Source organism: Bizionia sp. M204 (assembly GCF_023205095.1).
GTDB lineage: Bacteria > Bacteroidota > Bacteroidia > Flavobacteriales > Flavobacteriaceae > Algorimicrobium > Algorimicrobium hallyeonense.
In genome coordinates this window covers 2,073,853-2,089,761 of record NZ_CP046242.1, presented here as the reverse complement: position 1 = coordinate 2,089,761, position 15,909 = coordinate 2,073,853, and the positions used below count along the sequence as shown (strand labels likewise).

Here is a 15,909-nt window from a genome sequence, read left to right as displayed (position 1 = left end):
ATTCTGCTCGGTAAACATTTAAAATTACATAATTACAGTGCTGGAATTAGCATGATGATAATTTATGTAAGTTATTTCTGTCTATTATTTTTTTTAAAATTTTGGAGAGTAAATATATAAATTGTTTAGCACATGGTGGAATTTTAACAAAAGCTTACAACCCATTTTCATTTATGAAGTCTCAAGATATACGCTCAAAATTTCTACAATTTTTTAAGGATAAGCAACATAGCGTTGTGCCATCAGCACCAATGGTTTTAAAGGACGATCCCACTTTAATGTTTGTTAATTCCGGTATGGCACCTTTTAAAGAGTATTTTTTAGGAAATGCAGAGCCTAAAAATAACCGAATTGCCGATTCGCAAAAATGTTTGCGCGTTTCTGGAAAACATAATGATTTGGAGGAAGTTGGTTATGATACCTACCACCATACGCTTTTTGAAATGTTAGGGAATTGGAGTTTTGGCGATTATTTTAAAAAAGAAGCTATTGCTTGGGCTTGGGAATTACTAGTTGATGAGTTCGGGATTGATAAAGATATATTATATGTAACCGTTTTTGAAGGCGATGACGCAGACGGAATTCCAATGGACCAAGAGGCCTATGATTTTTGGAAAGAATTGATTTCTGAAGATCGTATTCTTATGGGAAATAAAAAAGATAACTTTTGGGAAATGGGAGACCAAGGGCCATGTGGGCCTTGTAGTGAAATTCATGTTGATATTCGTTCAGCTGAAGAAAAAGCTAAAGTATCTGGTAAAGATTTGGTGAATATGGATCATCCACAAGTAGTGGAAATCTGGAATTTGGTGTTTATGCAGTATAATCGTAAAGCCAACGGTTCATTAGTGTCTTTGCCAAATAAGCATATTGATACAGGTATGGGGTTTGAGCGTTTATGTATGGTTTTACAAGGCGTAACATCCAACTATGATACCGATGTTTTTACACCAATTATTCGTGAAATAGAAACCATAACAGATAAGGATTATGGAAAAGAAGAAAAGATTGATGTTGCTATTCGTGTAATTTCAGATCACGTGCGTGCTGTAGCATTTTCCATTGCAGATGGTCAATTACCTAGTAATACTGGAGCGGGTTATGTAATTCGTAGAATTTTACGTCGAGCTATTCGCTATAGTTTTACCTTTTTAGATCAGAAAGAACCATTTATTTATAGGTTGGTAGATGTTTTAAGTAAGAAAATGGGCGAAGCTTTCCCGGAATTGAAATCTCAAAAACAACTAATTGAAAATGTAATTAAAGAAGAGGAAGCCTCTTTTTTAAGAACGTTAGATCAAGGATTGGTGCTTTTAGATGGTATTGTGAAAAACACATCTGGCGATACCGTTTCAGGTGAAAAAGCCTTTGAATTATATGATACCTATGGTTTTCCTATAGATTTAACCGCTTTAATTCTTTCTGAACAAGGACTGAAATTAGACGAAAAGGGATTTAAGGAACATTTAGAAAAGCAGAAAAAAAGGTCGCGTGCAGCTAGTGAAATGTCCACAGACGATTGGACCATCTTAATTGATGATGCGGTTCAGGAATTTATAGGGTATGATGCATTAGAAGCAAAAGTTAAAATTACACGTTACCGTAAAGTGACTTCTAAAAAAGATGGTGATATGTATCAGCTGGTTTTTAACTTAACGCCATTTTATGCAGAAGGTGGTGGGCAAGTTGGTGACAAAGGGTATTTAGAAGATGCCAATGGCGATATTGTGTATATCCTAGATACCAAGAAGGAGAATAACGTGGTTATGCATTTTGCTAAAAATTTACCAGAAAATATTGAAGATACGTTTACAGCAACTGTAGATGCAAAACAACGTTATAGAACCGAATGTAATCATACAGCAACTCATTTATTACACCAAGCTTTGCGCGAAATTTTAGGACCTCATGTGGAGCAAAAAGGAAGTGCTGTTCATTCTAAATATTTACGATTTGATTTTTCGCATTTCTCTAAATTATCTGCGGAAGAATTACGCGATGTTGAGCATTTTGTAAATGCACGTATTGCAGGAAAATTACCTTTGCAAGAACAACGCAACATGCCAATGGATAAAGCTATTGAAGCTGGAGCCATGGCCTTATTTGGCGAAAAATATGGTGATACCGTTCGTATGGTTCGTTTTGGACAGTCTGTTGAATTATGTGGTGGAACTCATGTGAAGAATACAGGTGATATTTGGTTCTTTAAAATTGTGTCAGAAGGTGCTGTTGCAGCTGGAATCCGACGTGTTGAAGCCATTACCAACGATGCTTTAAAAGATTATTTTGTTGATGTAAATAGAGCATTTAATGATATGAAAGTGCTTTTAAATAATAACGAACCCGTTAAAGCACTTCAAAATTTACAGGAGGAAAATAGTAGTCTAAAAAAACAAGTAGAAGCGTTGTTAAAGGACAAAGCCAAAAATTTAAAAGGCGATTTAAAATCAGAATTAACAGTGGTAAATGGTGTTCAGTTTTTAGCTAAAAAAATAGATTTAGCCGCAGGAGGTATTAAAGATTTGTGTTTTGAATTGGGTAGCCAGTTTGATAATTTGTTTTTATTATTTGCCGCTGAAAATGATGGAAAAGCCTTGTTGTCTTGCTATGTTTCTAAAGAACTTGTAGCAAGTAAAGGTTTAAACGCTGGACAAATTGTTAGAGAATTAGGCAAGTATATCCAAGGTGGAGGTGGAGGTCAACCGTTTTTTGCAACAGCAGGCGGTAAAAATCCAGGTGGTATAGAGGAAGCTCTTGAAGCGGCTAAAAAATATTTAGATTAATAATTATAACACAGAGGTTCACAGAGAAAAAATTACAGAGATACACAGCGTAAAAATAATATTTCAAAATAGCTCTGTGAATCTTTGTGTCTCTCCGGGAAACTTTGTGTAACACTATAATCGATTATGAACCTCCAAACAAAAATCCCATTAAAACCACAGACGCATAATCAAATAGATTATCATGCTAACGTGCTTTTATTAGGATCTTGTTTTGTTGAGAATATAGGTCAGAAATTAGATTATTTCAAGTTTCGGAATCTTCAAAATCCTTTTGGAATTCTATTTCACCCATTAGCTATTCAAAATCTCATTTCAAATGCTGTTACTAAAAAGGTTTATAAAGAAGAGGATGTTTTCTTTCACAATGAACAGTGGCATAGTTTTGAAGCGCATTCTGTTTTAAGCAACACGAGTAAAACTGCTTTATTGGATGAACTGAATGCGCAGATTCAATTTACGCGAAATCAAATTGAATCAGCTTCTCATATTATAATAACATTAGGAACGGCTTGGGTATATCGTGATATAGAAAGTACAACAGTTGTTGCTAATTGTCATAAAGTTCCGCAGAAAAAATTCTCAAAAGAATTGTTGTCCGTTACCGATATATTAAAAAGTTTGCAAGTTTTTGTACAGCATATTAAAAGCGTGAATCAATCCGCAAACATTATATTTACGGTGTCTCCCATTAGACATTTGAAAGACGGTTTTATTGAGAATACACAAAGTAAAGCGCATCTTTTAACTGCTATTCACGCACTATTAAATGAAAAAGCATCACCTAATAAAGGGCAATTATATTATTTTCCTTCTTATGAAATTATGATGGATGAATTACGTGATTATCGTTTTTATGCCGACGATATGGTTCACCCAAGTCAAACAGCCATCCATTATATTTGGAATGCCTTTAAAACGGTTTGGGTTTCTGAAAGTGCATCAAAAACAATGGGAGCTATTGATGAAATTCAAAGAGGGTTGCAGCATAAACCCTTTAACCCAAATTCCGAAGCACATCAATTATTTCTAAAAAAACTTTCCGAAAAAAAGGAGAAATTAGAAGCAGGCTTTCCTTTTATGTCGTTTTAAAATTTTAATATCTTATTCCTAAATATACGTAATTCATCGTATTGATTTCTGTATTCTATTGTTGCAATTTTGGATTATTATTAATCATAAACATATTCAACAATGAGAACTTTAAAACAATTTACCGTATTTATGATGATTGCATCATTCGTTTCAATAACAGCTTGTAAAAGCGATGACGATGGAGGCGATCCAGCAGCATCAGGTGGCGCTTCTGGTGTTATAACCGCTAAAATAGACGGAAATTCTTTTCAATCTTTAGAAATTACATCAACAGCTTCACAAGTTACAGCAGGTCCAAATACAACCGTAACTTTGCAGGGGAATTCTTCAACCCAAGGATTTAGTATAATTATTAATGCGTTTGATGGTGTTGGAACTTATGAAATAACCGATAGTAATGTTTTTATCGTGGCATCTTACATAGAGCCTAATGTTTCAAATCCAACGGCAACCCAAACATGGAATGCGCCTTATCAAGACTCTGGTGTGGTTGGAGAAATTAAAGTTTCTGAAGATTCAGATACGAATATTAAAGGAACGTTCAGTTTTCAGTGTAAAAACGCAAATGACGATTCGGTGAAAAACATCACGGAAGGAACGTTTAATTTGACAAAGCAAATTTTCTAAAAACGACATTTAAATCTTAACAAAGAATATCTTGTTGTTGAGATGTGTTGATTGAGCGTAATGATAGTCTGTTATTACGCTTAATCTTTTTTAAAAAGCAGTTGGTCGAAAAAATAATTGTTGTCACATATTTAATTGTAGTTTTAAAATGCTATTAATTATTATATAATAAAACATCAATTTTGCGAACGGTCAAAAGCTTTTCCTAATTGGTGTTTTTTTTGTGTCTAATTTCTAGTGAAACAATGATTTTACTTCTTCTATTATATAGTCTTATTTTTATTTTAATGGTTCGTACAATAAAAGTGCTCTTGGATACCAGATCGTTCATAAAAACAGCGGCTAAACAGTATATAGATCTTGAAAAGCAATTTGCTTTAGGCGTTAAAACGTATAAGGAAATGGAATTAAAAACCAACTATCTTGAAACGTTTAACAAAAACTTGTTTAAAAAATTATTTGAAATAACGCAAGAGTTACTTTTGTTAAAAAAAGCTATATTAGAAGAACGATATTAATTAGTTATATGAAGAAAATTCTACTCGTACCAATAGCATTGCTTTTAGGTTTCTATAGTTTTTCACAAACACAGGTTCGCTATCTAGATAGTTTGGGTCAAACGCTTCATTCGCTTTCAGAAGCTAATCAGTTGCAGGCAATTAATAAGATTCCTTATGATAAATTTGTGGGTGATGTTAGAACCTCTGAAAATTTTTTTTTTAAAGGTGTGGATTTAGCAATAAAGTTGGAGGATAGTACAACTTTAGGAGATATTTATTTAAAGTTGGGACAGATTTATGCGTACAAGGAAAATTTTGAAAAGCGAACCGAATACGTTCTGAAATCAATAAAAATTTATGAGTCGCTTGGCAACCATGTAAAAGCAGGAATTGCTTATGGGCAACTTGGTTATAACTTAAAATACAGTGATATGGAAAATGCCTTACGCTACATGCGAAAAGGTATTAAGTTATTGGAACAAGAGAAAAACACAACAGAAATAGATCCGCTTTATGATAATTATGGTATAGTTCTTACCATTAATAAAAAACGTGATAGCGCTTTATTTTATACTAAAAAGTCCTTAAATCTCAAGAAGAAATTAAAGGATAGTGTGGGACTTGGTTATGGCTATGCTAATGTTGCCACTGTTTATGCTGACGACAATAAACTGGAACTAGCCAAAATTTATATTGATAGCTCAAGCGCTGTAAGAACTAAAATAAAGGACAGTTATGGCATTGCCGTAAATTATACCCATTTAGCCGATGTGCTACTTAAGCAAAACTTATTTTCAGATGCTATAAAAAATTATCAAATAAGTGCGTCTTTAGCTAAAAAGGGGAAATATAAAGGGTTGGAAAGGTATTGTTATGAATCTATTTCCAATGCTTATGTGCAAATGAATGATTATAAACAAGCATATTTATTTGGCAAAAAATTTCAAACATTAAAAGATAGCGTTCTCAATACTGAAACAAGCAATAAAGTAGAGCAATTAAAAATAGAGTTTGAAACCGAAAAGAAAGAAAATGAAATCTTGCTTCAACGTGCTGATTTAGCGGAAAAAGAACGCGATATTAGTGAGAAAAATAGTTTTATTTTAGGCTTGGCTGGTTTGGCTGCGGTAATTTCATTATTGGGTTTTTTAGTTTATAATCAGCAAAAACTGAAAAACAAACAGCTTAAAAAAGAAGGCGAACTCAAAGAAGCCTTGGTTAAAATTGAAACACAAAATCACTTGCAAGAACAGCGCTTACGCATAAGTCGCGACTTGCATGATAACATTGGTGCGCAACTCACGTTTATAATTTCCTCTTTAGATAATTTAAAATATGGGTTTAAACTTCCAGATAATTTAAATGCTAAATTAGAAACCATTAGTCAATTTACAACATCCACTATTTACGAGCTGCGCGATACGATTTGGGCTATGAATAAAAGTGAAATTTCTATTGAAGATTTACAATCTAGAATTTCAAATTTTATTGAAAAAGCGAATACCTCTTCAGATGCAATTAACTTCAATTTCCAAGTAAATAAGGAGGTCAATTCTAATAAATTATTCACCTCTGTTCAGGGCATGAATATTTACAGAATAATCCAAGAAGCTGTAAATAATGCCTTAAAATACGCCAATGCCACGGTTATTGACGTTCAAATTTTTTCTAAAAATGATGACTTCGAATTAATCATTACGGATAACGGAACGGGGTTTAATATAAAGGATGTAACCGATGGAAACGGCCTGCAAAATATTAAGAAACGTGCACATGATTTAAACGCAAAGTTGGATATTATAAGCTCTGAAAATCAAGGAACAAAGATTCATGTTTACAGATTTGAAAATACGTAATTCATCGTATAGTCTGTAGTTTATAAAATGTCTATTTTTAATAAAAACCAACCAACATGAATGTTAAAATAGCGATTGTAGATGATAACTCATTTCTAATTAATGCGGTCAAGGAAAAATTATCATTTTTTGACGATTTAGATGTAAAATTTACAGCATGTCATGGATCTGATTTATTGCTTAAATTAAGTGGAAATCACAACCTAGATTTAATTTTAATGGATATTGAAATGCCTATTTTAAATGGCATAGAATCTACAGAAATTGTCAAGCAAAAATTTCCTCATATAAAAATTATCATGCTTACCGTTTTTGATAATGATGAAAATATTTTCAACGCTATTAAAGCGGGTGCAGATGGTTATTTGCTAAAAGAAATTAATGCCAAAGATTTATACAATGGGATTCAGGAAACCATGAATGGCGGCGCAGCCATGAACCCGTCCATTGCCATGAAAACGCTCAAATTATTACGGAACCCCATGGATATTGAAAGTAAAAAAGATCAAGAAGTAATTAAATTAACACAGCGTGAGGTTGAGGTGTTAGAGCAGTTAAGTAAAGGCTTGAGTTATAATTTAATTGCTGAAAACTTATTCCTTTCTGCAGGAACGGTTAGAAAACACATCGAGAATATTTACAAGAAATTACAGGTTCATAACAAATTAGAAGCTGTTAGTAAGGCTAAAAAGAATAATTTGATTTAGAGCTATTCATTTTAATCGGAATAAATATTTGCAAATTGATTTTTCGTACATTCGTGTATGAGAAAAATTCTATTTGGTGCTGTTATTACGCTAGTCGTGCTTTTTGCATTTAAGTATTGTGGCGATAAAAAAGAAAATCAAGCGACACTTAAAGAAAGCTCTGCGCTTATTCAAGAGCAAATTAAAAATGTGGGGAAGTTAATTGTTACCGAAGGACATTTTAGTCAGGTACTGAATTATACCAATTCCAAAGAGTTGTTTGGTAGTTATTTCACGTCTAATAAAAAGGCCTTGGTTGTTGTAAATGCGGATGTTTTTATATCGTATGATTTGAGTAAAATTGAATATAAAATTGATGAATCCTCTAAAGCATTAACCATCTTAAGTATACCTAAAGAGGAAATTAAAATAAGTCCCGATTTGGAATATTATGATATAGAGGCCGATTTTTTCAATCCGTTCGAGGCAAGAGATTATAACAACATTAAAGAGTTGGTAAAAAAATCCTTGTTAAAAAAGTTAGATAAATCTGATATGAAAGCTAATGCACAAAATAGATTAATAAGTGAGTTAGCAAAATTTTATATTCTAACCAATTCATTAGGCTGGACATTGGAATATAATAATGTGGAAATTATAAATCAAGATGCTTTAAACACCTTAAAATTATAATCTGCTTTGTAATCTTACCCAACCACCACCATTGGTTGCATCAATATTCTGAAGGTTTAAGTATTTAGCTGCTTTCGCTGATCGAACACCACTTTCACAACAAACAACAATAGGTTTTTTTAATTGTTTTACTTCTGCTATTCTATTGCGTAATTCATCTAATGGAATATGTACTGCTTGTTCAATATGACCACGATCCCATTCATGTTTATTCCTAACATCTAATATCGTTGCGCCATTATCTAAATACATCTGAACTTGGCGTTTTTTAGCACCAAATATAAAATCAAAAACCCCCATAGTCTATCTTTTTATTTACATTTACACATAAAAGGTAGGAAATTTTTATTGTTAAATCAAATGCAAACGCAATTTGAAGTCAGAAACCAGGAAAGAAGAAATTATAAAAACAGCAGCCAAACTATTTAAAGAAAAAGGCTACAGTGCTGTGACCATGAGAGATATTGCAACCGCTATGGGAATGAAAGCGGCTAGTTTGTACAATCATATTAGTTCCAAACAAGAACTACTAAAAGTGATTATTATTTCGCTGGCGGAAGCGTTTACCAATGGTATGCAAGACATAAAAACATCAGATATTTCAACCATTCAGAAAGTTCAGGCTGTCGTAAAACTTCATGTGGATATTACAGCACAAAATACTTATGGTATGGCTTCTTTAAATAACGACTGGATGCATTTAGAAGAAAAAAGAGGCTATTACTTATCATTGAGAAATGGTTATGAAGCTGATTTTAGAAGTATTTTATTAGAAGGTATTAAACAGAATGAAATTATAAATTCCAATGTGGAAGTTATGTTGTTTTCTATACTCTCCACACTGCGTTCACTCTACCTTTGGATTCCTAAAAAGGAAGATGTTTCCCCAGAAACACTTGCAGTAAGTTTAAGTCAGGTCTTAATCAATGGAATTAACAAATAGTTAGTAATTTATTTTGTAAATTTGTATCCCAAACTAACAGTTGTTAGTTTATGATATGAATTTTAATATGGCAGATTTTTACAACTTAAAAGTTGCAGATATATATAAAGAAACAAAAGATACGGTTGTTGTTTCTTTTGATATTCCGGATGATTTAAAAACCAAATTCCAATTTAAACAAGGGCAACATCTTACGTTGCGCAAGGAAATAAATGGCGAAGACATACGCCGGAACTACTCACTTTGCTCAAGTCCATTAGACAATGAGTGGAAGGTAGCAGTAAAAACCATTAGAGGCGGTGTTTTTTCTAATTACGCTTTTAATACGCTAAAAAAAGGTGACGAACTTCAAGTTATGGCACCTCATGGCGAGTTTTTTGTGGATTGTGAACCAGAAAGTTCTAAAAATTACATTGCTTTTGCTGCAGGAAGTGGTATAACGCCTATGTTGTCCATTATTAAAACACATTTACTTTCGGAACCTAACAGCACATTCAAATTGTTTTATTTGAATAGAACCGTTAAATCCATTATCTTTAAAGAAGAAATTGAACAACTTAAAAATGAATTTTTTGGTCGTTTTCAGGTGTTTTATTTCTTAACAAAAGAACAACGGGATATTCCATTTTTAAATGGTCGTTTTGATAAAGAAAAATTAGTGATTTTAACCAATCGGTTTATTGATGTTCCCGATACCAATCATGCATTTATTTGCGGACCTCAAGATATGATTTTCCTTATTCGCGATGAGTTGCAAGCGGCTGGAATGCCGAAAGAGAATATTCACTTTGAATTATTTTTCTCTGGAAGTTCCGAAGAAGAAAACAGACAAATTGCAGAAGTTCTAGATGAAAAAGTTGATGGTACTCAAGTTACGATTATTGATGGTGGAAAAGAATTTCATTTTGTTATGGATGATGATTTCGATAATATTTTAGATGGTGCATTAGCCGCAGGCGCTGATTTGCCCTTTGCTTGCAAAGGAGGCGTTTGTAGCACCTGTAAATGTCAGGTTGTAGAAGGTTCCGTAAAAATGAAAGTCAATTACGCACTTGAAGAAAAAGAAGTGGCACAAAACTTTGTGTTAAGTTGCCAAGCAGTTCCAACTACGGATAAAGTGGTAGTTGATTTTGATGTTTAAAAAAATAATAAGATTAGCGATTGCATGAGTGGAAATATAAATTTCAACAATTAGATTTCGCAAATCAAAAATCTCAAATAATTATGAGCGAAGAACAAATCAAAAATCTAGAAAAACAATTTGAAGCACGGATTGCACGTGATGAAAAAATTGAGCCTAAAGATTGGATGCCAGAAAAGTATAGACAAACGCATATTAGGCAAATGTCTCAACACGCGCATTCTGAAATTGTGGGTATGTTGCCGGAAGGAAACTGGATTACTAGAGCACCTTCATTACGCAGAAAAGTAGCTCTTTTAGCCAAAGTTCAAGATGAAGCTGGTCACGGATTGTATTTGTATTCCGCTTGTGAAACTTTAGGCGTTTCACGCGATGAGTTATATGAGCAATTACACTCCGGAAAGGCCAAATATTCATCCATATTTAATTACCCAACCATTACATGGGCAGATATGGGAGCCATTGGTTGGTTGGTAGATGGAGCAGCTATAATTAACCAAGTACCTTTATGTAATACGTCTTTCGGGCCCTATGCGCGTGCTATGGTTCGTGTTTGTAAAGAAGAAAGTTTTCATCAGCGTCAAGGTTATGAAATCATGATTAAACTGGCAAATGGAACACCAGAACAAAAAGAAATGGCACAAGATGCTCTAAATCGTTGGTGGTGGCCAAGTTTAATGATGTTAGGCCCAACAGATGCTGAATCCATTCATACCGAACAATCCATGAAATGGAAATTAAAACGAAAATCTAATGACGATTTGCGTCAGCAGTTTATAGATCAAACCGTTCCTCAAGCGGATTTAATTGGGCTAACCATTCCAGATCCCGATTTAAAATGGAATGAAGAAAAAGGAGTTTACGATTTTGGCGAAATTGATTGGGATGAATTTTGGCAAGTTGTTAAAGGGCATGGCCCAATGAACAAGGAGCGCATGAAAGCACGAGTAGGAGCCTGGGAAAAAGGCGAATGGGTTCGTGATGCCGCTATGGTTTACGCAGAAAAACAACAGGAACGTAAAGAAAAACAAGCAATTTAATAATTTATGATTGAGGAATTCTTATTTCAGAATCAACAATCAACAATCAACAATAATTATGTCTGATAAAAAAAACTGGCCACTTTGGGAAGTCTTTGTAAGAAGTAAAAACGGATTAGAACATCGTCATTTTGGAAGTTTGCACGCTGCAGATGCTGAAATGGCATTAGAAAATGCACGCGATGTCTACACAAGACGCAATGAAGGTGTGAGTATTTGGGTTGTAGAATCCAAAAATATCACAGCATCCAATCCAGAGCATAATGGTGAAATGTTTGAGCCCGCTCAAGATAAAGTCTATCGTCATCCAACTTTTTATGAATTACCAGATGAGGTGAAATACATGTAACATTCCTGTGAATCCCGATAGCTGTCGGGAAGGAGTCTAGATGCCATTTCGAAGCTAAATTCATTTTTTAAATGATTATTTAATTCGGATTATCGTAACAAGAATCAAAAAACATTAACTGAAGTTACTTGGATTCAATTTCGATTTCAACTTCGATTTCAATTTCAATTTAATGAAACAAAACCTATACAAATACATCCTTGGCATAGCCGATAACTCCTTAATTCTTGGCCAAAGAATGGGAGCCTTAACAGGTCATGGTCCTAGTTTGGAAACCGACATTGCTTGTACTAATATTTCTTTGGATTTATTCGGGCAAGTACGTAGTTATTACCAATATGCAGCAAAAATAGCTGGTGATAAACGGACGGAAGATGATATTGCTATGCTGCGTCAAGAACGTGAATACCTAAATGTGCTTTTGGTAGAACAACCAGATACGGATTTCGCTTACACCATGGCACGGCAATTTTTGTTTGATGTATATCACTTTTTGTTTTTAGCAGAATTACAGAAAAGTACCGATTTAACCTTGTCAGCAATTGCCAAGAAATCAATTAAAGAAGTGAGTTATCATCAACGTTTTTCATCCGATTGGATTAAACGTCTTGGTGATGGAACCGAAGAAAGCCATAAGCGTATGCAAACAGCCATCAATGATTTATGGACGTACACAGACGAGCTGTTTCATCAAACAGAAGCTGATAAAGCCATGGTTAAAGAAGGAATTGGCGTAGACGTAACCAAATTAAAAGAGGCGTATTACAAAAATGTATCCGATATTTTAGAAGAATCTACGCTAGAGGTTCCGGAATCTAAATATTTTCAAAAAGGTGGAAAACAGGGTATTCACACGGAACATATGGGCTACATTTTAGCGGAATTACAATATATGCAACGTGCGTATCCTAATATGGAGTGGTAACAAATTCCTTGGAAAAAGGAATCTCATTAAATAAACAGAATGTCATTCAGAGCAAAGCGAAGAATCTCATTTTATTAAAATATGACAACAACAGAACAAAATATAGATGAAAAACTAGTTCCGATTCTTGAAAAAGTCTCCGATCCAGAAATACCTGTATTATCAATTATGGATATGGGCGTCGTTCGCATGGCAATCATAGAAAATAATATGGTTAAAGTTCAAATTACACCAACCTATAGTGGTTGCCCTGCTATGGATGTTATTGGAGACGATATTAAAACGGCCTTAAAAATTGCGGGATACGAATCTGAAATAGAGTTAATTTTAGCGCCAGCTTGGACAACCGATTGGATTACACCAAGAGGTAGGAAAGCATTGGAAGACTACGGTATTGCTGCGCCATTAAGTGAGGAAGCAGATAAAGATGTCTTGCTACATGGGAAACGTTTAGTAACATGTCCACAATGTGGATCCATAAATACTCGAATGGTTAGTCAGTTTGGTTCAACAGCATGTAAAGCACAATTCCAGTGTGACGATTGTCAAGAACCGTTTGATTACTTCAAGTGTCTCAAATAGATGCCATTGCAAGGACGAAGGTCGTGGCAATCTCATTAAAAGAAAAAACATGAACAAAAGCATACAACTTAAAATAGAAAATAAAATAGCGTGCATCACGCTAAACAGACCAGAAGTGTTTAATAGTTTTAATCGCGAAATGGCGCTTCAACTTCAAGAGACATTAGATGCTTGTGAAAAAAATAATGATGTTCGCGCTATGGTTTTAACCGGAAACGGAAAAGCTTTTTGTGCAGGACAGGACTTAAAAGAAGTTACAAACCCCGAGCTAAATCCTGGATTTAAAAAAATTCTGGAAGAACATTATAATCCCATTATTCTAAAAATAAGAAACATCGAGAAACCAATTATAGGAGCTATCAATGGTGTTGCTGCAGGAGCGGGCGCTAATATTGCATTAGCTTGTGATGTGGTTGTTGCTCACGAAAAAGTGAGTTTTATTCAAGCATTTAGTTTAATAGGTTTAATTCCAGATAGTGCTGGAACCTTCTTTTTACCGCGACTTATCGGATTTCAAAAAGCATCGGCTTTAGCTATGTTGGGCGATAAAGTTTCTGCTGAAGAAGCTGAACGTTTAGGAATGATTTATAAAGTATTGCCATTAGAAACGTTTGAAGAAGACGTTGATAAGCTAGCTTTAAAAATGGCAAATATGCCGACCAAAGCCTTAGGGTTAATTAAGAAGAGTTTAAACCAATCCTTAACAAATAATTTAGAAGAACAATTAGCTTTAGAGTCTAAATATCAAATAGAAGCAGCTAGCACGGACGATTATGCTGAAGGTGTTTCGGCATTTGTGGAAAAGCGAAAACCGGTTTTTAACGGTAAATAATTAAAGATTAACGATTGAGGATTAACGATTGCTGATTTCAGAACAAAAAATAAACTATGAAACCAATTCAACTAGAAGATCGATTAATCCAATTTGCAATTGATATAATTTTAGTTAGTAAAACAATTGATAAATCTTTTGCTTCTGAACATTTAGCAAAACAGTTAATTAGATCAGCTACATCGGCAGCTTTAAATTATGGTGAAGCGAGAAGTGGCGAATCGACACGTGATTTTCTTCATAAAATGAAAATATGTTTAAAAGAGTTACGTGAATCCCATATCAATTTAAAAATTCAAAAGGGAGCAAACCTTATTTTAGATTTAGATGCATTAGAAGAATTATTAAAGAAAAATAATGAGTTAATTTCAATTTTTGTAGTTAGTGTTAAAACAGCTTCAATTAAACTCAAAGAATAAATGATTGTTTATAATGAATAAGACATTTCAGAAGTAGTAGTGACACGTCAAAAATCGTTAATCCACAATCTCCAATGTAAAAATATGAGTGAAAATCAAAAATCAAAAATCGTTAATCCACAATCTCCAATCAAATTTGTAGGCGTAATAGGAAGCGGAACAATGGGAAGCGGTATCGCACAAGTAGCTGCAACTGCGGGTTGCACCGTTAAATTATACGATACCAATCAAGCAGTTTTAGATAAAGCCAAATTAGCTCTAGAAAAAATACTATCCCGTTTAATTGAAAAAGGACGAATAGATTCCGAAGAAAAAAACAGAATCCAATCCAATATTTCTTACGTTAATAATCTAAAAGATTTAGCAGATTCCAATCTAACCATTGAAGCAATTATTGAAAACATCGACATTAAGAAAAAAGTGTTTTCAGAATTAGAAAGCTATGTGTCCAATGATTGTATTATTGCATCTAACACCTCTAGTTTATCCATTGCATCCATAGCATCCGCATTAAAAAACCCAAAGCGTTGTGTTGGAATTCATTTTTTTAACCCAGCACCTTTAATGAAATTGGTTGAGGTTATTCCTGCCATTCAAACATCCTATGAAACGTTAGAAAAATCTATAGATACCATTTCCAGTTGGAATAAAACCGCAGCCGTTGCTAAAGACACACCAGGATTTATTGTTAACCGTGTAGCACGACCATTTTATGGTGAAGCTTTACGGATTTACGAAGAAGGGATTGCAAATTTTGCAACCATCGATTCTGCCATGAAAGATATAGGAGGTTTCCGAATGGGACCATTTGAACTTATGGATTTTATAGGAAATGATGTTAATTATACCGTAACGGAAACCGTGTTTACGGCCTTTTATTTCGATCCAAGATATAAGCCATCATTCACTCAAAAACGATTTGCAGAAGCTGGATATTTAGGAAGAAAATCAGGTATTGGTTATTATGAATATGATAAAAGCGGAAAAATAATCGAGAGTGAGGATGTCACGTTGAGCGCAGTCGAAACGTCTCTTAAACAACAAATATTCAACAGAATCCTTGTTATGCTGATTAACGAAGCGGCCGATGCCTTGTTTTTAAATATTGCATCAGCAAAAGATATAGACAATGCGATGACTAAAGGCGTTAATTATCCAAAAGGGTTATTGGCTTGGGCAGATGAAAAAGGAATAAATTGGTGTGTGGATCAAATGGATGCATTATACAATGAGTATCATGAAGATCGTTATCGCTGCAGTCCGCTATTGCGTAAAATGAACCTTCAGGGTTTGAGGTTTTTGTAAATTAAGTTTGAGGAGAAATTAGAGGTGAGAGGTGAGGCTTTGAGAAAAGAAAATAAGAATTAATTATAGAGGCATTAGGCGAAATGAGAGATGAGAGATGAGAGATGAGAGATGAGAGATGATAGATGAGAGA

Annotated in this window: 17 protein-coding genes; 16 read left to right on the top strand and 1 reads right to left on the bottom strand. The window is 34.0% G+C overall.

What is annotated here, in order from left to right; all coding sequences use genetic code 11:
• Positions 1-173: 173 nt before the first annotated feature.
• The 7 genes from alaS (at position 174) to GMA17_RS09545 (ending at position 8,240) form a co-directional block, all read left to right on the top strand.
• Positions 174-2,783, top strand: coding sequence for an alanine--tRNA ligase (gene alaS / locus GMA17_RS09575; RefSeq protein ID WP_248395431.1), 2,610 nt, complete (start codon positions 174-176; stop codon positions 2,781-2,783).
• 126 nt (positions 2,784-2,909) lie between these two features.
• On the top strand, positions 2,910-3,875 hold the full coding sequence (locus tag GMA17_RS09570) for a GSCFA domain-containing protein (protein ID WP_248395429.1): 966 nt from the start codon (positions 2,910-2,912) through the stop codon (positions 3,873-3,875).
• Between the two features lie 102 nt (positions 3,876-3,977).
• A complete protein-coding gene (locus GMA17_RS09565) occupies positions 3,978-4,505 on the top strand; it encodes a DUF6252 family protein (protein ID WP_248395427.1) in 528 nt (175 codons plus the stop codon).
• Between the two features lie 245 nt (positions 4,506-4,750).
• On the top strand, positions 4,751-5,023 hold the full coding sequence (locus GMA17_RS09560) for a hypothetical protein (RefSeq protein ID WP_248395425.1): 273 nt from the start codon (positions 4,751-4,753) through the stop codon (positions 5,021-5,023).
• A gap of 8 nt (positions 5,024-5,031) precedes the next feature.
• Positions 5,032-6,861: a sensor histidine kinase gene (locus GMA17_RS09555; RefSeq protein ID WP_248395423.1), complete on the top strand. Its 1,830-nt coding sequence runs from the start codon at positions 5,032-5,034 to the stop codon at positions 6,859-6,861.
• Positions 6,862-6,917: 56 nt separating this feature from the next.
• Positions 6,918-7,568 (top strand): response regulator transcription factor, encoded by a 651-nt coding sequence (locus GMA17_RS09550; protein ID WP_248395421.1) that lies wholly within the window; start codon positions 6,918-6,920, stop codon positions 7,566-7,568.
• Positions 7,569-7,625: 57 nt separating this feature from the next.
• Complete coding sequence (locus GMA17_RS09545) at positions 7,626-8,240, top strand: DUF4230 domain-containing protein (RefSeq protein ID WP_248395419.1); 615 nt, start codon at positions 7,626-7,628, stop codon at positions 8,238-8,240.
• On the opposite strand, the gene GMA17_RS09540 is transcribed toward GMA17_RS09545, so the two are convergent.
• Entirely contained in the window at positions 8,235-8,540 is a 306-nt protein-coding gene (locus GMA17_RS09540) for a rhodanese-like domain-containing protein (protein WP_248395417.1), read from the bottom strand. The two genes, GMA17_RS09545 and GMA17_RS09540, sit on opposite strands and share 6 nt — an antisense overlap.
• Positions 8,541-8,613: 73 nt before the next feature.
• Between GMA17_RS09540 and GMA17_RS09535 the strand changes: the two genes are divergently transcribed.
• From GMA17_RS09535 to GMA17_RS09495, 9 genes are all read left to right on the top strand, one after another.
• Entirely contained in the window at positions 8,614-9,183 is a 570-nt protein-coding gene (locus GMA17_RS09535) for a TetR/AcrR family transcriptional regulator (protein WP_248395415.1), read from the top strand.
• A 67-nt stretch (positions 9,184-9,250) separates the two neighbouring features.
• A complete protein-coding gene (gene paaE, locus GMA17_RS09530) occupies positions 9,251-10,324 on the top strand; it encodes a 1,2-phenylacetyl-CoA epoxidase subunit PaaE (protein ID WP_248395412.1) in 1,074 nt (357 codons plus the stop codon).
• An 83-nt stretch (positions 10,325-10,407) separates the two neighbouring features.
• On the top strand, positions 10,408-11,364 hold the full coding sequence (paaA, locus tag GMA17_RS09525; RefSeq protein ID WP_248395410.1) for a 1,2-phenylacetyl-CoA epoxidase subunit PaaA: 957 nt from the start codon (positions 10,408-10,410) through the stop codon (positions 11,362-11,364).
• 58 nt (positions 11,365-11,422) lie between these two features.
• Positions 11,423-11,713: a 1,2-phenylacetyl-CoA epoxidase subunit PaaB gene (gene paaB / locus GMA17_RS09520; RefSeq protein WP_248395408.1), complete on the top strand. Its 291-nt coding sequence runs from the start codon at positions 11,423-11,425 to the stop codon at positions 11,711-11,713.
• A 172-nt stretch (positions 11,714-11,885) separates the two neighbouring features.
• Entirely contained in the window at positions 11,886-12,638 is a 753-nt protein-coding gene (gene paaC, locus GMA17_RS09515) for a 1,2-phenylacetyl-CoA epoxidase subunit PaaC (protein WP_248395406.1), read from the top strand.
• Positions 12,639-12,719: 81 nt separating this feature from the next.
• Positions 12,720-13,220 carry a 1,2-phenylacetyl-CoA epoxidase subunit PaaD gene (paaD, locus tag GMA17_RS09510; RefSeq protein WP_248395404.1) on the top strand — a complete coding sequence of 167 codons (501 nt, stop codon included), beginning with the start codon at positions 12,720-12,722 and terminating at the stop codon, positions 13,218-13,220.
• 49 nt (positions 13,221-13,269) lie between these two features.
• Positions 13,270-14,052 carry an enoyl-CoA hydratase-related protein gene (locus GMA17_RS09505; protein WP_248395402.1) on the top strand — a complete coding sequence of 261 codons (783 nt, stop codon included), beginning with the start codon at positions 13,270-13,272 and terminating at the stop codon, positions 14,050-14,052.
• Between the two features lie 56 nt (positions 14,053-14,108).
• On the top strand, positions 14,109-14,471 hold the full coding sequence (locus GMA17_RS09500) for a four helix bundle protein (protein ID WP_248395400.1): 363 nt from the start codon (positions 14,109-14,111) through the stop codon (positions 14,469-14,471).
• 84 nt (positions 14,472-14,555) lie between these two features.
• Entirely contained in the window at positions 14,556-15,776 is a 1,221-nt protein-coding gene (locus tag GMA17_RS09495) for a 3-hydroxyacyl-CoA dehydrogenase NAD-binding domain-containing protein (protein WP_248395398.1), read from the top strand.
• Positions 15,777-15,909: the final 133 nt, after the last annotated feature.